We start from the raw sequence: 22,930 nt of genomic DNA, 5'->3' as shown, positions 1-22,930 counted from the left end.
TTTGGAATTAGCGGATGGTAAAGCGAGCTGTTTCAGGGCTATTCGTCAGACGATCCACAACGGAGCTGGGCAACTCGATGAATTCACCGATCGGAAACTCTATGCCATCATCGTCGACTATTTTGCGGAACGGGCCGTTGTAGCGGACCTGTCGAGTGCCCGTAACAGTTTCGAGAGGCTTGTTAGCGTAAATGATGATTGATTTCAGTTCGACGCCCGGAGCCTTGAGACAGTCGATCTCCTTCAACCGGTCGATGTAGACGCCTCGGAATCCGGCTTGGAGCAGCGAAACGATGGGGGCTTTTTCCACTGGCACATTTTTGACCGGAGCTGCCAGACCGGGAAAATCGGGAACTCCGGGGAAGGGCAGATCGGAGACCATGCCCCGCATCATCATGCGGGCTCCCGGCTTCATCTTCCGATAAACACTACTCAATAATCGCTCGAAATGCTCGGCGGCACTGACGGAGTTGAAGCTCCCTTCCAACCGAACTTCATCGAGAGAATTATCTTCGAATTCAAGCTGGGTCGGGTATTTCTCCGCCAGCGTATGAACCCAGATATTCAAGATGGGGCCAGTGTCATCAATCATGTGCAGGGAAGTGACTGCGGTCTGGCTACCGCCGCCATGATGATCGATATCTTCGTGCAAAGTATAGGTTTCCCAAAGTACGCCGTCGGGATCGGTCGCCCAGAACTTGGTCTGTCGGGAGTAACAGCATTCGACGCCGTCCTCTCTTCGGGTTGCATAGCCGGCTGCTTCCAGACGCCGTTGAACTTCCACGATGGCTTCCGAATTTTTCAAGCGGAGCCCCACGTGATTGAGCGAACTCCCTTTTTGGGGAGTCGAAGCCTTCAATGATAAAACTATGGGCGGATCGCTCAATTCAAACTGGGAGTAATCCGCGAAGGACTTCGACGCTTCGACCCCTAACAAGGCTGTATAAAAGCGAACCGAACGGCGGAGATCGGTTACATAAAGGCCGAACTGAAACTTGGTAGCTGCAGCAATCGCTTCGGAAGGTTCGGAGACCAGTGTTGTTGTCATACTATCTTCACTCCGGGGCGTTATTGTTAGATTGAAGGAAAGGTTACGAGCCGCAGGAACTGGTTTCGCTGGGAGAGTAGAAAATAAAACTCTCGGAGGCGGGGCTATCGCGGAGATCCATCCACACATTCAGTGGCACGTTGGTCCTCTTACCCCGATGGAATACGCGGCCGCCTTCATCCACCAGTTCTTTAAACGGGCCTTTGTAGACTAAAGAGCGAAATTCGACTTCTTGCGGTGTCTCTAAAATCTCCGCTTGCGGCAGTGACCAGCCGTTAGGTTCTGGAGCCAGGTCTTCTTTCAAAATAGTAATTTCCCAACTATTTCCATCGGGGTCTTTGACTGAAGTCAGGGTTGTCAGGGCATAGCCGCTTTTCACATCTTGCTGCGAATGGGTCTTGTACCCGGCGGCTTCCAGCCGATCCCGAATCTCAGAGATTTCCGCTTCCGATTTCACGCGAAAGCCGATGTGCGACAGAACCCCTCCGACCGAAAACGGCATCGGGTTCAAAGAAAAAATCGTCGGGGGCTCGCTCACTTCGAACTTGGCATAGTCCGCATAGTGCTTGGCCGGTTCGCGATTGAAAAGTATTTTGTAAAAGGCAATGGCCCGGCCGAGATCGGTCACATTAATGGCCATGTGAAACGTATTTGGCGGCTCGATGGTATTCAGACTCGTCATGAAAGTCCAACCTCCACTCTGGGGCAGTACTTCAGAATATTGTAAGAGGGCGAAGGTGAGATGATCATCACCCGGCTAGGATTTCGAATGGTAATCTTCCGCTTTAGGCATCGGGGTGAGCCATGAGATAATCGCCATTACTAAAAACACGCCGCCAAAGAACTGGAAGGCCAGGGAGTAGGAAGCTGTAAGTTCTTTGACTTTACTAAAGACCAGAGGGCCAAAAGCCGCTAAGAGAACGGTCAGCATTTGGGCCACTCCCTGAATTTTCCCGAGTTCGCGATGTCCGTAGAGTTTTCCCCAGGCGGCGAAGAAGAGTAGGGCAACCGCACCGCCACCAATTCCCATGAGCACGGAGTAAGCGTAGACGTGCCAGGCTTTTGTGGCGAAAGGAAGACAAACTAAGGCTGCGGCCGTGATCAAAAGCGATAACCCTAAGAGGCTTCCCAGGGAATGTCTCCGGGACCAGTAGCCGAAGAGCAATTTGAAGGCGAGTCCGACCACAGTCACGACCTGAAGTGAATCGGTATAGATTTTTGTGTCAAAGCCGAGTTCTTTCAAGATGTCTTCGTTGTAAAGGGCGATCCCCCCCGAGATCATTCCCCACAGAGAGATTGTCAGACTGATCACCCAGAAAGCCGGGGAACGCAGAGCTTGTTTAAGCGTAGCCCCTTCCCCAGAAATATCTTTCTGAGTCTCGGGATCGGTGAGTACGCGGGAGGAAAGGAATATCGACAGGATGGAAAGGGATCCTAAAACTAGACCGATATTGAACCAAATATTCCGCCAATCCTGCCCTATAGCTCGGGCAGCACTTACATTCTGAATCAAAAGGACGTGAAACGGCGTACTCAGGATGGCATACCAGGCCATCGCCAAACCGAGTTGCCGAACGTGAAATCCTTTAGCGACGATGGTGATGCTCACCACCGAGAGAGCGGCCTGTCCCAGGCCGCGAGTAACTATAATCGCAATTAGTAGTTCCGTCTGAGAATGGATGGTACTCATCCAACAGGTGGCAGCCCCTAAGAGCACCAGATTGGCCGCGAGCACTAGTCGCCGGTCGAAGCGGTCGAAGAGCCAGCCGATGGGAATGCAAAAAAGGGCACCGATCAAGGTGCCCCAAAGATTGAATTCCGAATAGAGGTTGCGGCCGGCACTATCAGACAGATTCAAGTCGGTCAGCAAGGGTTCCGTGATCATGCCCAGGCCATGCGTTCGGCTAGGATAGGTCGCCGTCATGGCGAGTGCACCGATCAGGATGGTCAACCAGCCATATTCGAGGAAATTTTTGAGACTTAAAACCGGAAAGTAAACCGGCTTCTCGGCGGCATCCAAGTTAGCAACTGACATCGAGTTCACCGAAAATAGAGTTGACTGCGGCGAGGTTCGGGAGTCTTTTTACGAATCCATGCGTGATATTCGGGGTAATGCTTCTGGTATTGATCTCCCCCATCCGACTCGGCGTTGTAACTGATGAAGTAGCCCCGGCGGGGATGATTCGATACATTCGCGGCCGATCGATGCGGCAGAAAACACCCAAATATCGCCATATCTCCCGGTTCCATGTTCAGTGGCACCGGGTCTACGGGTAGATCGCTCAATTCGATGTAGTGATGCTGGCCATCCTTGGGAGACAAATATCCCTGGTGGTGACAACCCGGGAAAACTTCGGTTGCACCCGTCGATTCGTCGAAGGAATCGAGCGGAAGGACTACGGTTAGAAACGATTCCGGGAAATCGGGCCAGGAAATCCAGTCCTGATGTAATGTCGTTCCGGTAGCCCCGGGTAGTTTGTAAATCAATTTGTCTTTGAAAAGGCAAGCGGGCTCGCCGTAGAGATCATGAAGTCGATCGCGGATTCGCTGGTCGTGGGCGATCGACCAGGCAGAGGGCGAGAGATCCGCGATTGGGTCGAAGACTTCAAAAACGGGTTCGCTCGTCAAGTGGTGGGGTCGAAAACGAGCGCGCATATTATCGGCATGAACGAGATCCGCTCGATGCCTAAGAATTGAGTCGATCTCCCGGGTAAATTCGGTGAGTTCGCCAGTCTCAAATACGCCTTTTAATAGCAGGTAACCTTCTTCACGATAGAACGCTACCTGTTCAGGAATCAGGACATTGGGAGTCGGCATGGAATTCGGATTTCGTTAATTCAAAAAATCACTTCCCAAAACTTCCCCCCCGGAGCGGGTAGCCATGGAACGCCAGGTTTGCAGGGAAATCGAATCCCGGATGAAGTGCACGCTGCCGTCGCAGAATGCCACATTAACACCACCGGTATGCCGACTGCGGGCTGTGCTCAAACCATGCCCGCTATAGGCGGTCAGAGGATTGGCGCCCGTGTAGTTGGCCACGCAATCTGGATTCACGCGATCGTTAGGTGTGTAATAGTGGTTGTACGAGGTGCAGCGAGGCTCCCCGGCTACCCAGGTGTACCCGCGATGCTGATCGTAATTAATGTTCAGTGTGCTGCCGCAGGCGGAATCGGTCAGTTGAGCCTGTGGGCTGACATACATGGTCGAAGTATCGATAGCAGATCGGCTGGCCACCGATCCATCATCCTGTCCATCCCCGAGCGTCCGTTCGGAAGCGGCCGCGGTATTACTTGTTCCGTCCGTAATATCAGTAATCCGCACTTTCGATTGAGCATAAAAGACTCCATCCGCATCGTAAGGCGATCCCAACCAGCCAGTTCGCCCGGTGGTCGTTCCAGTCCCCAGGCAGAAGGCGTAATTGGAGGGAGCAAGTGGAACACCCGGCGGAACGTAAACGCCGGTCTCCACAGCTTGTCCTTTGTCGCTTGGGCAGGTAAAAATGGGCACGAAAGTCTGCACTGCCGTTACGGAATTGATGTAATAGGGAGGCGTGAGCTGGTACATCGTCTGGGTCAGGTCGATGCTGTTGTAAACCGCCGTCTGCTCCAGGTAAGGAGTCATCAAGGCGATGGTTCCCCACAGGTCGAAGTACTGGGGGGCCCCACCAATCGAATTTCCTCGATATGCGGGCGGCAGAACACCCAGCGCCGATTCGTAATTATGGGCAGCCAGAATCATCTGTTTGAGATTGTTGGAACATTTCATACGGGCGGCCGCTTCGCGAACTTTCTGAACTGCCGGCAACAACAGGCCGATGAGGATTGCGATGATGGCGATCACCACCAGCAATTCGATTAAGGTAAATCCCGAACGTCGACGTATCATCGTAACTCCCTGAAGCAACAAAACGTGATAATTACGAAATATTACCTGCCCAACATTCAAGATGTTACTCCGAGCCGAAAGTTTCGGCAACAAAAATGTGCTAACACCTGCCCGATATTCAAGATGTTGGACAGAGAGATTTTTCTTCCCTCCAGTAACTGGGAGGGTATTCCAGTGAAGCGAGCTAATCGTTGGTCGACTGAAGAGTCGGATTTTCGGGCGAGTAAGGAACCCGATTGGCTAATTTGTTGAAGCGTCGCGTGATCAGAAGCCAGTATATATAGGAGAGAACGAACCAGGCGATGGTGCTCAAGGCCAGCCCGGCAAGTACCAAAAATAGATCGTTACCGATCGATTTTGTATTTCGATAACTTTCATTCTCCCAGGGATCGGCCATGCAAAGGAAAAAGATCGTCACCGGGGGCGAGAAGGGCCCGGCGAATTCAAAGAAGCCATCCACCACCTTATCCAGAAAAGTCAACTGATACTCCAATGCGGTAAGGAGGGCATAGATCAGAGGAATGACCAAACCGCCTTGAAACAGGCCCCAAAAAATGGCCGAAAGAGTAGCCCGATTTGAATTTCGGGCTTTGATGGAGCAGTACAAGCCCAGTCCGGCGAAACCGAAGGCATAAAGAAAAGTGTAAAAGATTAGTAACGGTACCATCATCCAGTGGAGAGCATCGCAGAATACTGCAATGACCCAGGTCGAGATCAAAAAGATCCAGATGCTTTTCATTTCGAAAACGCTTCCCAGCCATTTGTTCCAAAGGATCTCACGGGTGGTAAGTAGGGTAGTGAGTAATTCGTCGAGCGTACTTAGTTCACGCTCGCCGGAGATGCGTCCCGAGGATCGCACGGAAATTCGCAACAATAATACGCTTATACCCAGGATAGCGACCATGCGGATGTAGGTATTCATCGATCGAGCCATTTCGGACTGAAAGATGGGATCGAGAAAAAAAAACCGCCAATCGAATCGATCAATCGCTTGGAATTTTGGATATAGAATAGTTGCAGCAATAAACGCAGGGGCGGCGAACGAAAACAGAATCGGCATCAAATATCGCCATCCGCCTTTTAATCTTTTCCGACCCGATCCCATAACATGCACTTCCTTCCAATACATCGGGTTGTCTCCGACCGGAGGATGCGAAGGGATGGGTCTTGTCCGAATTTTTTTCCAAAACCAATTACGAGTTTGTAAAGGGTTATAAAGTTGTGCTAAAGAGATGCTTCGCAATCTCCAGGCACTGTAGCCCAGGCAAAGGAAAATGATCAACGAATGAAACAGAGTGTAATTTTCCAAAATCTCCCACAGTAGCGATGCGGAGCGTACCCCCATTCCGCCACCTCGAGTCTTGAACATAAACAACGCGAATTGCCAGACCGGATTTCCGGAAGCCAGAGAATTGAACCACTCAAACGGTCGAACTGCGAAGCCCAGGAACTTGTATTCCACACTTATGGCTGAAGGGCCCCCAATAAAAATAAAAGGCACGAAAGTGAGTAACAAATAGCTCAACATCACAAAGTACGTGAAACTGATGCCATCGCGAGCGCGTTTTTTGATAACCGAACAAAAAATACTTAAGGCTGAAAGGCTGAGAAGCGTAATCAGGGTGACAGCATAACAGAGCATTAACAGATCGGGATCGACCCCTCCCAGGATTAGTGCGATTCCCATGACTGGCAGGCCCGCCAGAACGAACAATAGGAGATTAGCCACCCGGCTGGCGAGTTTGCCGAAAATAATCTCGTGGTTGCGAAGGTCGGTTGCCAGCAGAAATTCCAGCGTCTTACGTTCCTTTTCTTCAGCAATCGCCCCACCCACATAGCCGGGCGTCATGATCGAAATCAGAAAAAATTGCACGATAATGACGAAAGCAAAAAGAGTTTGACCGACTTCCGCCTGAGCCCGTAAAGGGACCGATCCTCCACGATAAGTCACCTCGAGCCTGTGAGTCGTGTCGTAATAGAGCCAGGCCGCCAGGAGGCCTAAACCGAGGGCGAAGAGGGTGCGCATCCGGAAATTCCCTTTTCGCCGTCCGATGCGGATGAGATCGTAAATCAGTACGGGTCCCACCAGGGGTAATGCGCCCGCCCGTACCACTATTGCCAGCACGGCGGTCCAGACCAGGAAAAAAATCGTGAATAGTGGAGTGCTGATTTGTCCCCAAAGAAAGAGCAGGCTCAAAGCACCCGCGAAGAGGAATAGAAAGCTGAGTCGTTCCTTCTGATCGGTCATAGCCATATTTTCTCTACGAACGAATACAACCGCTGGGAATTCAGTGCAGGGGACCTGTTAAAAGGACGCGTGAGCCTATCCGCTGTTTCAAATTAATTTCCGAGTTCGAAGGATACCGCGTTCGCGAAAGCCATGCCACGAATTTCCTGATGGTCTCGAAAAATTTCCAATTCTCTCTCATGTCGGGCTTCGATTGGGGATATACTGAAAATAAGCCCCGCGCGGCACGAAATGGGCTGATAATATCCGCGCATAACACCATGTCTGATGTTCGATTACGGCACGCTATCGCTTTTGAAGCCGCCCGTTTGATGTACAGTCGCCAGGAATCAGAGTACTTCACCGCCAAGCGAAAGGCGGCCAAACGACTCTGTCGTGGCGATGTGAAGCCCAATGACCTCCCTTCGAATGCGGAAATTCGGGATCTAATTCAGAGTTTTGCTCGGATACACGAGGGAGAAAGCCGCAAGGATAATCTCAAAGCCATGCGATTCGAGGCTTTGAAGCTGATGCGGTTGCTCTGTCGATTTAAGCCGCGTTTGATCGGTTCGGTCATGACCGGCCATGTCCGCAAAGGCTCGGATATCGATCTCCACCTGTTCAGTGATTTCATCGAACCAATCACGGCCGTGCTGGAATCCGAAGGTTACACCTTCGATGTGGAACGCAAGCAAGTCGTCAAACACAACGAGGCGCGAATCTTCACTCATATCCACGTCTTCGACAAATTCAATTTTGAACTGACCGTCTACGCCGAGAATCAGGCTCACTACGTTTTCAAAAGCTCGATTACTGGCAAAGCAATCGAGCGGGCCTCGATTCGCGAGCTGGAAATCCTTCTGAAGGCCGAGTACCCCGAAGAGAATCTGGATGAACTCAGCCTGGAGTTCGAATCGGACGAGATTGAGGATCCTTATCCTTTTTTCAAGTTGCTGCTCACCCCGTTGGAAAAAGTGAAGCAGGGGGCGAAGTACCATCCCGAAGGAGATGTGCTCTATCACTCGCTCCAGGTGTTTGAGCTGGCGAAGAATAGCCGACCCTACGACGAAGAATTTCTGCTCGCGGCTCTATTGCACGATGTCGGCAAAGGAATCGACCCGGACGATCATGTCGGTTCGGGACTGGACGCTTTAAAAGGGCTGATCACGCCGCGCACCGAATTTCTGATAGAGCATCACATGCAGGCTCATGCGTACAAAGCGGGAACGCTTGGACATCGCTCCAAGCTTCGTCTCGAGCAGTCGCCCGATTTTGAAGATCTCCTGCTTCTCGAAGAACTGGATCGGGGAGGGCGTGTGCCCGGTGCTCAAGTGGGAACTGTCGAGGAAGCACTTGCCTATCTCCAGCAAATCGCTCTGGAAAATGAGTGAGCCTTGAACCTGAATCGCATCGAATGCGTTTTGAACTCGCTTTTTTGTTCAAGCAATTCTTTTAGTGATTTCTCCGGGCCAGTGAAAGCATCTGAGAATATCCATGAAGGGGTGCCCAGTTCTCAGGAGCAGCTAACATGGCTGGCGTGAAAGAGCGACCTGTCAGTTTCAAAAACCTGTTTTCCGCGATCAAACGCGAGAAACCGACGATTAAAGTTTCCCAGATTGTCGTCGACTCGGCTTCCCTGAATAAAGCTGCGCTTTTCGATCGGCTTAAAACTCAGGAAAACGGTCTGAGCTCGCAGGAAGTCGAGGCTCGCCTTCAAGAGCATGGACACAATATCCTGGCCAAAGATCAGCGCGGCGGTTTTGGCAAACTTCTCTGGCACGCCGTGCTAAACCCGCTGGTAATTCTGCTGGCTATTCTGGCCACCATTTCGTTTGCGACCGATGATATGCGGGCTGGGATAGTAATGACCCTCATGATCGTACTGGGGGTCGGGCTGAAGTTGTTTCAGGAAGCCAAGGCCGATAGTGCGGCGGCCAAACTCAAAGCCATGATATCCGTCACGGCTACGGCCCTGCGCGATGGAGCGCCGAAGGAAGTCGCCGTTTCCGATCTGGTACCCGGCGACATCGTGAAACTTGCGGCAGGCGATATGATTCCAGGGGATGTCCGCATCATCGAGGCCAAGGATCTGTTCGTCATTCAAGGTTCGTTGACCGGGGAGAGTTTTCCCGTCGAAAAATTTGAAGTCGAAAAGAATCCGGCCACGACCGCTCCCATCGAACTTACCAGTATCGCTTTTTTGGGAACGAGCGTGGAAAGCGGATCGGCCACGGGTGTGGTGGTAGCCACCGGCGGAGATACTTTTCTGGGAGGTATGGCGGAGACGCTTTCCGAACAAGTCACCCAGACTTCCTTCGATCGCGGTGTCGCCCGCTTCACCTGGTTGATGTTGCGATTCATTCTGGTAATGGTGCCACTAGTATTTCTGATCAACGGCTTGACCAAACATAATTGGAGCGAAGCATTTTTCTTTGCGCTGGCCGTGGCAGTCGGTCTGACACCTGAAATGCTTCCCATGATAGTGACCGTCTGTCTCTCCAAGGGAGCCATCGCGATGAGCCGAAAAAAGGTCATCGTGAAGCGAATTAATGCTATCCAAAATCTGGGGGCGATGGATGTCTTGTGTACCGACAAGACCGGAACACTTACCATGGATCACGTCATTCTCGAGAAGCATTGCGACGTGGTGCTGAAGGAGGACGAGGGTGTACTGGCCCTGGCCTATATGAATAGCCACTTCCAGACGGGTTTGAAAAGTGTCCTCGATCGCGCGATTTTAGCCCACACCGACACTCAAAGTGATGCCCATATCCCCGATTTTCAGAAAGTGGATGAGATTCCTTTCGACTTTCAACGACGGATTATGTCGGTGGTGGTGCGCACTCCAGAGAACAAGGATCGCATTATTAGTAAGGGGGCTCCCGAAGAGATTTTTGCCCGCTGCAAGCAATTCGAACTGGATGGACAACTTTACCCCATGGAACATATGTTCATCCAAGAATTGAAAGAAGAGTACGAACAACTGAGCTCCGATGGCTTTCGAGTTCTCGCGATTGCCAGCAAGGATCTCACACCGCGAGAGGCCGGCTCGCAGCACTCCACACCCTATTCGAAACAGGATGAAACCGATCTCATTCTCAACGGCTATGTGGCTTTCCTCGATCCACCCAAGGATACGGCAAAGACTGCGTTAAAAGCCCTCGAGGGACATGGAATCAGCGTGAAAGTCGTTACAGGAGATAACGAACTTGTGTCCCGCAAGGTCTGCAAGGAAGTGGGACTGGCGACGGATTTTGTGTTGCTGGGAACGGACGTCGACAAACTATCGGATAGCGAACTGGCAGAAACGGCGGAGAAGACCACACTTTTCGCACGCGTCTCGCCAGCCCATAAACAACGCATTATCACTGCACTGCGATCTCGCAATCACACAGTCGGCTTCATGGGGGATGGGATTAACGATGCACCGGCCTTACGTGCAGCGGATGTTGGCATCAGCGTCGATACGGCTGTGGATATCGCCAAGGAATCGGCTGATATGATCCTTCTGGAGAAGTCCTTGATGGTACTGGAAGAAGGGGTGATCGAAGGTCGGAAGGTCTTCGCGAATATTCTCAAATATATTCGCATGGGAGCGAGTAGTAACTTTGGGAACATGTTCAGTGTGCTGGGAACCAGTATCTTTCTGCCCTATCTGCCCATGGCTCCCATTCAGATTCTGGCCAACAACTTGCTTTACGACATCAGCCAGACGGCGATACCCACGGATGAAGTCGATCCGGAACAGGTCGAACGGCCGCGCCCCTGGGATATCCGTCAGCTCACACGCTACATTCTGTTTATCGGCCCTTGTTCCTCAATTTTCGACTATGCCACGTTCTTCATAATGCTTTACTTGTTCGGTTGCTGGAATATCGCTACGCCCGAAGAAGCCGCCTACAGCGAAAGTTTGTTTCAGACCGGCTGGTTTGTGGAGAGTTTATTGACCCAGACTTTAATCATTCACGTGATTCGTACAAACCGCATACCGTTCCTCCAGAGCCTGGCCTCCTGGCCGTTGATAGTGATGTCCGCAATCATCATGTGTCTGGGAGTCGCGATGCCCTACACGTTGCTGGGAGATTACCTGGGCTTCAAACCTTTGCCGGGGCTCTATTGGCCCTTGTTGGTGGTGATTTTGCTCACCTATGTGATGCTGACGCAATTCGTCAAAATGTGGTTGTTGAAGAGGAAGTGGATCTGAGTGGAATAAAGCTCGGGATTCCCCCACTTCAAGGGAATCCCGATTCATTAGCTGGCGATGCTATTTGTCGAGATCCGCGGGTAATACCTCTCCTCCATTCTTGGTGATTAATGCCTTCAGGGTCGTCTCCTTAATCTTGTCCGAAAATTTTCGAATGGAGGCGTCGGCGAAACAGGCATTAATTTTCCCGTCCCGGAAATAGAGCTGTTTTTTTACTTCCCCTTTAGGGTCGAAGATCAGCTCGTCTGGTTTGGTCCATTCTACTGCTTCCTTGATCGGGCAAACCAACATCGTGTTAGAGGTTCCATCGGTGATGGAGGCAATCGTACTCCCTTTGTCATTTTCGAACATGCTGCCGTTTTGTTGAAAGACTCGATAGTGCGTCTTGCCTTCATTTTTTTGACCGGGCAACAGAAAAATCTTCGGCATTCTCGGAATCAGCTTTTTATTGTGCTCACTGTCCCAGGGCTCATCCAAATGAAATTCGTTGTAGAGATTCCCTCCCTCCACATAAGGCAATATGGCGACTCGCCAACTCAACAGAGGCTTTTGTTTGCTACTGAACCCATTGGCCGGGTAAGTGCCATAAGCACTTTCATAATTGAGCATGGCTAGTGAGATCATCTTCAAGTTATTTTGTTCCTGAATCTCCGAGGCGCTCTCGACGACGAAGTTCACGACCTTCTCCGCGTATTCCTCCGTGAAAAAATTGGATTTGAGCGTGGTGCTCATGCGCAGATTTTTGCCTTGAACCTCGATCTTCATCCTCTTCAGGCCGGCAATTAATTCCTCGATGATCGGTTTGGCGAGTCCCTTGGTTTGCTTCAATTGGTCCTCTTCTTCTGCTCGGATGAAAGTAACCAATTCCGACCGTAGGGCCTCAGCAATCTCGCTCAAGGCCATGGCATCTTTTTCATCCCCACAGGCTATGTTCGCCTTCAGCAAAATATCTCCGGGGATGTCGATGGCAATGCTCGCCGATTTCGCTCGAGTCAACGCCGACAGAGGTTGGGGAATGCGTTTAGTTGCGAACTCGGGCAACTTACTGAGATCACCCGCCGCGAAAATGTGGTGCTTCGCGGCCTCTTCGAAGAAAGGTTCCATCTTCCCTTTTTGTAAAGGGTAAGTGCCAGTTTTAATCGGGCCGAGAATGGTTTTGATCCCGTGAATGAGGGTCATCTGGTCAGGAAAATAGGCGTTCATTTCAAAACTGGTTTCGAAGAAATCCTCGGTATCTCGATTTTTGACGGAAGCAAACGCTTTTGCTTTGTCGATCGGTTTGACTGCTTTCATGACCGTGAAGAATTCCGGGGCAGATCTTTCATTTGCCAATATTGCTTCCACGGATTGCAATACTCCGGTAGCTCGCAGGCAACCGCTACCACCTAATCCAAACTGGGCATCGTAGACTTCGAGCTTCTGCCCTCTTCGGCCATCAATTTTTAGGATCATTTGAACCGGTTTACTTTTGATGATCTCCTGCAGTTCAATGTGAACGAAGCCCAGGCAGTCGGACCCCACATATTTAAAAGTATCGGGTGGCTCTGCCTTCAAAAGGACGGGGATGCACAGCCAGACAGTCGCGATCAATAATCGGGAGACCATAGCGAAACCTCACTAAGGGGACTTGAATGTGAGGGGATTCTATGAAAAAGGAGTCGTGAATTTGAGTGCTTATATCAAGCTTGGTGAGATCGAGCTTAAGCAAAAAATGATGAGCGGTGGGGATTCAATGACTCGACAAATTGCTCGACTGAGTTACGCGTAACCAAGTCGAGCTTTTCATGACAAGACTATCACCAACGGCGATAAGGCCCGTAGTAGTAAGGCCGACGATAGAATCCGCCACCGATCACCGCGACACCAACTACCGGCGGCGCCACGACTGCGGGTTGAACAACCACGGTCGGTTGGGTCACCACCACGGGAGTAACGACTTGAGTAGTCGGAACCGCGGAAACCGCCGGAACTTGAACAACTGGAGCTGGTGCCGCGACGACTGCGGGGCTGACAACCACGGGGGCGGGGGGATAGTATCCATAGGCACCGTAGCCGATACCGATGTTTACGCCTGGTCGTCCGATGCCGATGCCAAAACCGATGCTTTGCGCACGGGCCGAATCGCCCGCCGTGAGCAAGGCTACGAAAGTGGCCGCTGCTAGAATTGTTTTTTTCATTTACCACATCCTTGTAATGGGAATTTGAAAGCCACTTGGGCTAACGCATTCTCCGAATCTAATATTGCCTATCGATTAATACGGCAATTCGCTCCTAAGTATACAGTTTGATTTTCAATTCTCATAGGCGAGTTGGGAGTTTGGTAAGGCGATTTTAAGAGATGAGAAACTTAGATTACCCAGGCGTAAAAGTCGCCTTTCGAATAAGGCGGAGCTTATATTAAAACAACCCTGGCTGTCACTTTGCCGGGGAAAGTCCGATGAGTTGTTCTCATAAAATTTATGAGAACCCGGCAGGGCGTCAGCCAGGTTTATTTCCAGAGAAATTCCCCCTTGTCCACACTCCAGGAATTATCAAAGAAACCGGTCATTCGGACTCCGGGGGAGCCCTTCAGTAGCATTTCGGTATCCAGGATGGTGCAATCGGGGAATTCCACGCCAGAGCTGAAATAGGGTATTCGTTCAGTGAGATGGAGGCCCGGAAGGCCGGTGCCACTGACAACTCCTACCGAAGCCGATTTGCTATCGGCGCGCGGTCGGACAAAAAGACAGGCGAGGTTCTCTCCCGATGCATCCTTCTTCCCTACTGCAATCTGGCCGCGTTTGACTTGAACCGGGCTGTCGCCGAGCAAGGACTTCCAGCAGCCGTGCGTCTCCGCATTGCCATAGAGAATCACATTTTGATCGGGATACTTCGCCGGATCGAAAGCGGAATCCGAGATGACTTCAATCGAGCCATTTCCTCGATACCAGAAGGTTTCGGCATCATAACGGGCTTTAGCGAACGACCAGGCATTTTCTTCCGAGGTTCCTTTCGTCCCGTAAATGAACACCATCCGATTGCGAAAAGCTTCCTTGAATGGGCCAGATCGCTGCGGATTCTTGATTTCCGGACCAGCTGGTTCGGAAAGCTTCCAGGTTTGCTGATCGCGGATCAGAGTCAATTTTTTGCTGTCGGGCAGGCTCAAGTTTTCCAGTTTGCTACCGTCCAACCGAATCTGGATTTTGCCTGCGGCCTTCAAAGAGCGGAGATCCAGGGTCAAGCGTTCGACATTTTTGGTGTTTCCTTGGATTCGCATTTCCTTGGGATCAAAATTCAATTGCACCGAGCTCAGCTCAAAGGATTTGATTTGTGCTTCAATGGTGACCCAGCGATAGCGATCCGAGATGGCCGGGCTGGCGGTGACAAAATCAATTTTTGGGAGCGTCTGGGGATCGGGCAGTTCATGGTGTATCAGAAAATCGATCAACGGCGGCCAGTGCACGCATTGATTGCCCCACCAGTGGCCGGCTCCGGGGCGTTCGTAATAGACGAAATCGGGATGGAACTCTGCTAGTTCCTTTCGCATAGTACGGGCCTGGTCGACCGGCACGTTGTCGTCGGCATCGCCGTGCAGAATGTATACGCCGAGTTGCGAGAGATTGTTTTTCAAATTTAGAGTCTGACTTGGGAGGCTGGCTCGTAGCAGTAGATCTTGCATGGGGGTCGTTTCCGTCGAACGACGGCCTCCCCCGTAGGAGGCGAAGCTCACCCAACCCGCGCTCGGGGCAATCGCGGCAAAACGGTCCGGGAAAGTGACTCCCACATGCCAGGTACCATGGCCGCCCATGGAATGTCCGGTGAGGTAAGTTCTCCTGGGATCGGTCTTCAACGACTTTTGCGCCAATTCCAAAACTTCGATGGCATCGAAACGACCCCAGTCTTCCCAGTCAAAACCGAACGGGCGGCGATTGGTGGCCGCGACGATATGAACACCTGGAATTGAAGAGTAAGCCGCTGCCTGACCCATTCCTTCAACGCCGGCTCCGTGTAGAGTCAGAATCAAACCGGGTGCGCCTTCTTTATTTTCTGAAGATTTAGCGGGCTGAACCGCATAGTATTGAACGCTTCCATCAATCTGGCTGATGAAAGTCCGCTTATGCAATTCCGTGGGGTTCTTCTGTTGCAGATCGAACTGGATCGGGGCCGGAATCGCTTTTTCCTCGAGTGCAGAGGGGACTAAACGCAGAGTCAACTTCGGTTTCTCCAGCTTCTCCGCATGGGCAGGCAGCTGAAAAGGCACTTTCCGAACGCTGAGAGCTTCGATGCGAGGCAATTTTTGTCGAAGTGGTTTCTCCAAATTCAAAGTTACTTCCAAATCCGCATCGAGCACTTTCGTGCCCGCATTGATGACGACAACTCCGCCCCAAAGAGCTGAATTTTCCCCGAGAATGTAGTCGGGCGGGGTCGGGTCGCGATCACTCAGGAGAGCAGTACTCTGCACTGGGACAAGTTTGGCGCTCAAAGACCCTCGACCGGCCGCAAAAAGAAAATTGTTGTTCCCTTTTCTTAGCAGAATGGGAATTCGCAAGATGCCGTTAGAGTAAGGATCGCCGACTCGCGGTTCACCATTGACGTAAACCAGGGAATGGCCGGCGGCCTCGAGCAGCATGACTTTTTCGTTATCGGAATTCACGCTCCAATAGAGATAGCCACCCTGTAATGCGGGGTGTTGCAGTCGACCTTCCTTTACCTTGACAGCTTCCCAGTTCTGTTTCGAATTGGGGCCTTGAACGGGATCGCCCGCCTGGGGAGCCTTCCACCGGCCGTTCACTAATTCGTATTCGATTGGATCGATATGGATGGGGGAACGTGCTCCTCGGCTGAGGGGACGCAGCACCAGAGCGTCCTGGAGGAGGATCTCTTTCGATGGAGATTCCTCCGCTCGTGTTGCAGCCAACGATCCAATTGGTAAGGCGAGAAACGAAAAGAGCAGGAGCAAATATTGCGACGGAGGAAAGTTCATCAATAGTTCCAGGAGGAGAATATACCGTGCTTCTCTGGATGTTTTATAGTGGTTCGAAGTGAATGGGCACACTTCGAACCAGTTGGCATCTCACATCAGAACTGGGTGACTAGGAGTTCAAGTGAGCCAGTGCGTCCCCATAAAATTCATTCGATGCCAGGATATTGGCTTGTAGATCGCCAAAGGTAATTCGATGGTTTTGCAACTCGTGAGAATAACTGTTCACGGCATTGGGATCGGCAGCGCGTTCCAGAAAACTGTTGAAGTTGGCCTGAATGATCGAATTGAGAGATTCTGCCGATTCCAAAATTCCTGTCGCGACCGCCCCGGGACTAGTAACTCCCAGGTTCAATGCGTTGATCCAACCCGCCGCCCCGGCGTCCGCTGGTCGTCCCAGTAAGGCCTGATAGAGTTTATTGACGAGCTGAGTACTGGAATTGGAAGAGGTAAATTCTGGCGAAGACACGATCTGCGAAATCACATCGCTTTCATCGTCCCCATTCTGAAGCAGGCCTACGAAGTAATTTAAACCTGTACTATCGGGAGCGCGATTGAGTAGAGTTTGATAGAAGGTCGTGACTTCATCGGTCCGATATTCCGTCGAGTTAATGAAGGCTTCGGTGACTTTGTAACGAGAAATTCCCGCGTCCAAATCGGCGGCCCAGGCCGCGATACCCGAACTATCTCCGGCTCTTTTCAAAAGTGACTGATAAAGTCCTTTCACAAATGCCGTATTACCGTCACTACTGGGTTCGGGAGCGAAAATGCCGCTGAAAGTGGTAGGAACACCGACCGGGGCGAGGGGACTTTGAGAGGCCGCGGGTGAAGATTGGTACGCCCCGATGTCGGGTGTCAGGGAGCTTCGGGTCTGTCCGGTCTGATCGACAGCCACGTATCCGGGAACTTGCGTGGAGCCCGCACCTAGAGCCAGACTATTAGCGCCGAGAGCAATTGTATCGGTCGGTCCGCCATTGTTCTGGAGTGTATTGCTGCCAAAGATCTGGGAGAGATCGGCTGTGATCGCGCCGCTGGTTGCAGTCGAATTTTGCAGACCAATATTTCCATTTGTTCCACTCGTCAGACCGCCGGCGAGATTACCGCTCGTTGGATCGGTACCGACAATGCTGTTGGAACTGCTATTCAAGAGTGTCCCATCGATGTCGCCGGGTTGGGAACTGGAACTCGCAGAGGAGCTCACCGTATTCCCAGCGACGATAGAGTTGTAGAGCGAGACTGTGCCCCCGGCGAATCCGAGTCCACCCCCTACGGCTGGCTGTCCGCTATTCACAGAAGTCGCACTGTTTTCAGTAATCGTCGAGTTTACGATGCTGGTCGTCGTATCGTTGCTGTAGATCGCTCCACCCGAGCTGAGCGAACCGCCAGTGGAAGTGTTCGTTGCCGTGTTCGATACAAAAGTGGAATTGGAAATGGAAACCGTGCCGTAGTTGGAATAGATCGCTCCACCGGGACCTTGCAGTGCCTGGTTGCTGTTGAAGGTCGAATCGGCCACGGTCAAATTTCCAATGTTGTAGATCGCGCCCCCAATGCCGCTGGAGTTGCCGGTGAAGGTGCTGTCGTTCACCGTCAGTGTCCCGAAATTATTGATTGCCCCACCCACTAGAGTCGTTCCCTGAACCGGGGTGGTGACGTTAGCGCCGGTGCCATTGCTTAGGGTGAGGCCATCGAGTTCCACTGTGGCCCCTTCTAAAACGTTGAAAACGTTAGCCGGCAGGGAACTGGTGCCAGTCGGAGCCTTCAGAACGATTTTCCCAGAACCCGGACCGCTGATGGTGACGTTTCCTGAGATGGTTAATTCCGTGGGAATTGTGGCCGCACCGTTGGCATACAGGGAAGGATCGAAAGTTACGGTGTTCGATCCGGGAGTTGCATTGGCCTCACTGATTGCGTCCATCAAGGTCATGTGCGAGGCCGTGATCGTCGAATCCAGCGTATTGTCTGTGGAGTTCACCAGAAAAGTCGCTGGAACGCAGCGGTCTTCGAGCGGCGTGCAGCTCAATCGACTGCGGAGCATGGTTTTGATATTTCGGACCGATTGATTTTGTTTGCGAGAGAAATTGAGGGGGGTCATACGTTACTCGAATGAGTGGTAGAATACTAACGAAGAATTCTACGCGCGCCGGAAACCTGAATGAAATGAGCTAAAAAAAAATACCAAAGGTGTTCCACGGCCGTCATATTGGGCGAGAGGCGGAAGATATTCCGGCATTTTTCTTGGCAGTAAATTTATCCAAAGGCAATCTCGCTAATTTGGGCAATTGCCAAGGTTTATTTTCAGGGGATGATTTGAAAATTGTGTGCCAGATCGGCAAGAAATCACGAAAACAATCCATAAACAGTTGCTGATCCGTTGAATCCCGCGATTGCCAGGTACTTCCCACTCGGATGCACGGCCATATCGCGGATGTTGGTAGGCACGACCAGAGTCTGAAAATTGCTCGCGTCGCTCGGCCGCCAGAACCAGATACGGCCATCGCCTCCCCCGCCTGCGGCAATCACGATCCCGGTATTGTGCAGATTCACACCCCACCCGGTGCCCTGATAAGCCTCTTTCGTCTTCAATTGGGTGGCCTTGCCATGCTTCCAGTTGAAGAGGATCACCAGAGGATTGCCGACTCCGGCGAACGCATTCGAAACATTGGTAATCCCCGTGCAAGCGAGAGTTTCCCCTCGATCGTCGAAAGCCATACCACGAGCCCCGCCGATGTCCACCATGAATCCGGAATCATATTTGTGGAGGATCTTCGCATCTAATTCGCGTACCGACTTGCCATTCGTAAGATCCCAATCCTTGATAATTCCATGAAGATCGGCGGAAACCAACCGCTTCTCTGTGGGATGAAACGCGACGTTGTAAACATGGCTGGTATGCCCCGAAAGTGTACTTTTCGCGGTACCATCCGCGGCATTCCAAAGCTTCACCAGATTGTCGTTTCCCACACTCGCGATGGTTTGACCATCCGGGCTGGTGGCGACCGCACGTACCCAACCCGCATGTGCATCGATGCGTCGGATCGGTTTAGGATCGGTCGTATTCCCATCCCACCAGAACATTTGTCCGTAAGTGTCCACGGATACCAACTTGAAGGGGGGAGCGGTGCGCAGTGCCTCGGTCCCCACCTCCAATCCTCCTGCAACAGCATGATAGCCGAACGGCAGGACGGGAGTCGGATTCACTTTTTGACCCACAAAAGTGAAAGCTCGTACCCAACCGCTATGGCCCAGAAGCGGCGTGACCCCTCCGGAGAGGAGATCGAACCGTTGTATGGTATTGTCTTGGGAGGCTGCAAACAGATACCGGCCTGAGGGATCGAATCGGCAGGCGATCAACGGCTGGGAATACTTCAGTTCCAAGTGCACGTGAGGATTGAACTTGAACTTGGGAAGCTGCTGAACGACCGCCCGTAAACTGGGAATCATGCCAGGATCTCGTCGATGGAAGAAGCTTTAGGATCGGCGATGGGAACCGGTCGATCATCCGGATAAAAATTAGCGGTGGACTTCAGTTTCAATGCTTTCAGATAGGTGTGGAACAGGTGCCCGCCGTTCACTTCCCGTTCCGTCACAGCGGTACCATTAGCGTTGGTCTTTCCGACCACCGAACCGGGTTTGAGGCCCGCGCCGGCGAGAGCTACGCTCCAGGCTTTCGACCAATGATCCCGTCCGTAGCGTTCGTTGATTCGGGGGGTACGACCGAATTCGGACATCACGACGACGAGCGTCGATTCGAGCAATCCCCGCTCCGACAGATCGGTCAGCAGCGTTGCGAACGGACGATCGAACTCGCCCAACTGTTCGATATGAAAATCGAAATTTTCGTGGTGAGTATCGTAATTGCTATGGGTCACCTTCACAAAAGGCACGCCATGTTCCAGGAGCCGCCGGGCCAGCAGCATATGTCGGCCGAAATCGTGCTTGCCGTAACGCTCGGCCACCTTGGGATCTTCTTTGGAAGCATCGAAGACATCCGCGCGCGCCACGACCTTCGCTGCCTGTTCGTAGGACGAAGCATAGGCATCGGTCTGAGCCGAGCGGCGCGATTTTGCGAACTTGTCGTTGAGCATCTGACGAAGCGATTCGCGAGAAGCATCCGCATCGTGGGTTAGACCTGAGGGCCGCAAAAGGTCGGCGGGCGGTTTGCCATCGCCGAGTGTCACCGAAGCGAACTGCGGCCCGAGAAAACCGGCATCGGCCTTGTTGAAGGAACTCCCCGCGCTGGGGCTGATATGAATGTGGCCCGGCAGTTCTGCATTGCCCGGTTGCAGCAGTTTCGCTGTCACGGCCCCGATGTGAGGATATTGAATGCCCGCTTCAGGTCGCCGGCCGGTCAACATGATGATCTCGCCTCGTCCATGCTCATCTTCGGCGGTGTTAACTCCGCGAACAATCGACATGCGATGCATCTGCCTGGCGGTTTGCGGCAGTAATTCGGAGACGTGAATGCCGGGAACGCTTGTTGGAATTGCCCGGAATGGGCCGCCGGTGTCGGTGCCAGGTTTGGGATCCCAGGTTTCCAACTGGCTGACCCCGCCTGCGAGAAAGATAACCAGCATTCGCTTATTAATTTTGTTCAATTCCGCGGCGGCGGTGGTCAGGTTGGTATATCCCAATAATCCGGCCAAGCCGCTGGCCGAGGCACCAAGAAAACCCCGCCGGTTCAGCAAGTGGGCATCGCTTTCACAGGCATAAGTGCAGGTACGCATAGTTCCCTTCGATTCCAGAGAATCAATGGTTGAAACGAAATTCGTTGGAGGCCAGCAGGGACCAAATCACGTCGGAAAAGGCGACAGAACGTTCTTTTGAGGAGGTCAGATAGTGAACAATTGCAGCACGTTCCGCGGCCGTCGGATAACGGGTGAGCACCGCGAGGAAGATTTCTTCCGTGGCCGCGCTGTTGTCCGGCATTTTGAGACAGCGATCGAGCAGATTGTTCGGTTGAGCATTCAGAAGATTTCTCACGCTGCCGTTGTGCTTGACAAACAGGGTCTGGTCGAGCGTGGAGGCAAAACCATCCTGCGGCTCTCCGGGGAGAGCCGCAAAGATTCTAATGATCGGAGTTGCATTAGGGGCCAGTTTGCCATGCAATACAGGTTCCGCGACTTCGGCTCCCAGAGACGCTTTCACAGTGTCCGTAAAGCCCGTCGCCTGCAAGGTGCTGTAAGCCAATTGCTCGGGAGAAAGCGGTTTTAAGTTTGCCACCAGATATCGATCCAGATGATCGGGAGATAGAGTTCCCGATTTGCACTCACTCGAGCGTTGATAGCTTTCGCTAAGCGTGATTTCCCGAATTAGCCAGCGAACATCGAATTGTTTAGCCTCGAATTCTTCTGCCAGCATTTCCAACAGTTGCGGGTGCGAGGGAGGATTGCCCGAATGATCGAAGTCCAACGGATGAATCAGACCGCGGCCCATCAATTGCGCCCAAATCCGATTGACAGCCGTGCGTGCGAAGGCTGGATTGTCGGATCCCGTGATAGCGGGGGCTAGCTTCGCAAAGCGACTGACCGCCGGAATCGGCTTCACATCCTTGGCAGGAGCGACTTTGTATTCTTTCCCTTTCTCCACTTTGGGATCCTTGAAGGATCGACCCATCAGAACTCGTGGGGGAGAACTTTTTTGTGTCTTTTTGGGATCGAACGCACTGACGAAAGAGACTTCTCCTTCGGCTTTCTCCGCAATGACAGCGGTTGCAGTTTGGGCGTTGGGATAGAGAAATGCCCGGTTGTAGAAGGCCTGAATACTATAGAAATCTTCCTGTTTGTAATCATCTACGAGAGGGTGATCGTGACATTGAGCGCATTGCAAATTACGTCCGAGAAAAATTCGGGAGATATCGCGTGTCAACAGCACTGGCTCGAGATTGCGTTCAAGCAGAAACTTCGCGGCCGGACGCGTCTTCGGGTCTGCACCATCGGTAGAGAGTAACTCCCGAACTAACTGATCGTAAGGCTTATTGGCGGCTAAGGATTGTAACAAAAATTCTTCCCAGGCTGCGCGGGGGACTTTTTCATCGGCTCGACGCTCCAAAAACAGCACATCGAAAACTTGTTGGAGGTGCCGGGCATGTTCAGGTTTCGCCAGGAGTCGATCGATCAGGCGTTCGCGCTTGCGAGGATGGCGATCCTCCAGGAACGCGCGTGCTTCTGCGGTAGAAGGAATACGGCCAAGCAGATCGAGATAAATTCTTCGCAGGAATTCCGCATCGTCGGATCGGGGTGAAACTTCCTGCTTAAATTTCCCGTAGCCCTCGGTGATAAACTGGTCGATTCGGCTATTGAGAGATTCCGCAGCAGAGCTTACTGCCGGGTACAGCAGTACGGTCAGGCCCAGGAAAATCCACCGAATGCACCTTGGGTTGTGCATGAGGGATCTACTTTACAGTCTGGTTGGAAGGAGAGAGATTGAACGAGCCCAGACAGCTCAGCAATCCGGCGGGAGATCAAACTAGCAAACAAGAGAATATCGTCGTCGGCGGGGAATGTCAAGAAGGTAAAAGCCGTAAAGGGCGGGGATTGATCTGAGTAAAATTTATCGTGTCGTGGGTCAATCGTTAAATCTGATCCATTGGTAACATCGCAAGCCACG

Annotated in this window: 15 protein-coding genes; 2 read left to right on the top strand and 13 right to left on the bottom strand. The window is 52.1% G+C overall.

Features of this window, described 5'->3' with window-relative positions:
- Positions 1-7: 7 nt before the first annotated feature.
- From KIH39_RS09755 to KIH39_RS09730, 6 genes are all read right to left on the bottom strand, one after another.
- Positions 8-1,048 carry an ArsI/CadI family heavy metal resistance metalloenzyme gene (locus tag KIH39_RS09755; protein WP_213499142.1) on the bottom strand — a complete coding sequence of 347 codons (1,041 nt, stop codon included), beginning with the start codon at positions 1,046-1,048 and terminating at the stop codon, positions 8-10.
- A gap of 43 nt (positions 1,049-1,091) precedes the next feature.
- Positions 1,092-1,730 carry a VOC family protein gene (locus tag KIH39_RS09750; protein WP_213499141.1) on the bottom strand — a complete coding sequence of 213 codons (639 nt, stop codon included), beginning with the start codon at positions 1,728-1,730 and terminating at the stop codon, positions 1,092-1,094.
- A 75-nt stretch (positions 1,731-1,805) separates the two neighbouring features.
- Positions 1,806-3,083 (bottom strand): MFS transporter, encoded by a 1,278-nt coding sequence (locus KIH39_RS09745; RefSeq protein ID WP_213499140.1) that lies wholly within the window; start codon positions 3,081-3,083, stop codon positions 1,806-1,808.
- Between the two features lie 5 nt (positions 3,084-3,088).
- Positions 3,089-3,865, bottom strand: coding sequence for a phytanoyl-CoA dioxygenase family protein (locus tag KIH39_RS09740; protein ID WP_213499139.1), 777 nt, complete (start codon positions 3,863-3,865; stop codon positions 3,089-3,091).
- A 15-nt stretch (positions 3,866-3,880) separates the two neighbouring features.
- Complete coding sequence (locus tag KIH39_RS09735; RefSeq protein ID WP_315852418.1) at positions 3,881-4,933, bottom strand: DUF1559 domain-containing protein; 1,053 nt, start codon at positions 4,931-4,933, stop codon at positions 3,881-3,883.
- 184 nt (positions 4,934-5,117) lie between these two features.
- Positions 5,118-7,187, bottom strand: a complete 2,070-nt coding sequence (locus KIH39_RS09730) for an ABC transporter permease (RefSeq protein ID WP_213499138.1) — start codon at positions 7,185-7,187, stop codon at positions 5,118-5,120.
- 254 nt (positions 7,188-7,441) lie between these two features.
- Here KIH39_RS09730 and KIH39_RS09725 point away from each other — a divergent pair, with 254 nt between their 5' ends.
- Positions 7,442-8,551 (top strand): HD domain-containing protein, encoded by a 1,110-nt coding sequence (locus tag KIH39_RS09725; protein WP_246539629.1) that lies wholly within the window; start codon positions 7,442-7,444, stop codon positions 8,549-8,551.
- A 137-nt stretch (positions 8,552-8,688) separates the two neighbouring features.
- Positions 8,689-11,364, top strand: a complete 2,676-nt coding sequence (mgtA, locus tag KIH39_RS09720; RefSeq protein ID WP_213499137.1) for a magnesium-translocating P-type ATPase — start codon at positions 8,689-8,691, stop codon at positions 11,362-11,364.
- Positions 11,365-11,424: 60 nt separating this feature from the next.
- Here mgtA and KIH39_RS09715 read toward each other — a convergent pair whose 3' ends face one another.
- The 7 genes from KIH39_RS09715 to KIH39_RS09685 all read right to left on the bottom strand — a co-directional run bounded on the left by KIH39_RS09715 (position 11,425) and on the right by KIH39_RS09685 (position 22,708).
- Entirely contained in the window at positions 11,425-12,969 is a 1,545-nt protein-coding gene (locus KIH39_RS09715) for a DUF1559 family PulG-like putative transporter (RefSeq protein ID WP_213499136.1), read from the bottom strand.
- A gap of 191 nt (positions 12,970-13,160) precedes the next feature.
- Positions 13,161-13,541 (bottom strand): hypothetical protein, encoded by a 381-nt coding sequence (locus tag KIH39_RS09710; protein ID WP_213499135.1) that lies wholly within the window; start codon positions 13,539-13,541, stop codon positions 13,161-13,163.
- Positions 13,542-13,852: 311 nt separating this feature from the next.
- On the bottom strand, positions 13,853-16,327 hold the full coding sequence (locus tag KIH39_RS09705) for a carboxylesterase family protein (RefSeq protein ID WP_213499134.1): 2,475 nt from the start codon (positions 16,325-16,327) through the stop codon (positions 13,853-13,855).
- 109 nt (positions 16,328-16,436) lie between these two features.
- The gene (locus KIH39_RS09700) at positions 16,437-18,416 is read right to left on the bottom strand and encodes a DUF4214 domain-containing protein (RefSeq protein WP_213499133.1); all 1,980 of its coding nucleotides are present in this window, start codon (positions 18,414-18,416) and stop codon (positions 16,437-16,439) included.
- A gap of 245 nt (positions 18,417-18,661) precedes the next feature.
- A complete protein-coding gene (locus KIH39_RS09695; protein ID WP_213499132.1) occupies positions 18,662-19,765 on the bottom strand; it encodes a WD40 repeat domain-containing protein in 1,104 nt (367 codons plus the stop codon).
- Entirely contained in the window at positions 19,762-21,048 is a 1,287-nt protein-coding gene (locus KIH39_RS09690) for a DUF1501 domain-containing protein (protein WP_213499131.1), read from the bottom strand. Before KIH39_RS09690 ends, KIH39_RS09695 begins: the two co-directional genes overlap by 4 nt.
- Positions 21,049-21,070: 22 nt before the next feature.
- On the bottom strand, positions 21,071-22,708 hold the full coding sequence (locus tag KIH39_RS09685; protein WP_213499130.1) for a DUF1549 domain-containing protein: 1,638 nt from the start codon (positions 22,706-22,708) through the stop codon (positions 21,071-21,073).
- Positions 22,709-22,930: the final 222 nt, after the last annotated feature.

Source organism: Telmatocola sphagniphila, assembly GCF_018398935.1.
GTDB lineage: Bacteria > Planctomycetota > Planctomycetia > Gemmatales > Gemmataceae > Telmatocola > Telmatocola sphagniphila.
Note: the sequence above shows the minus strand (reverse complement) of the source record. Positions and strands in the feature narration are given on the sequence as shown.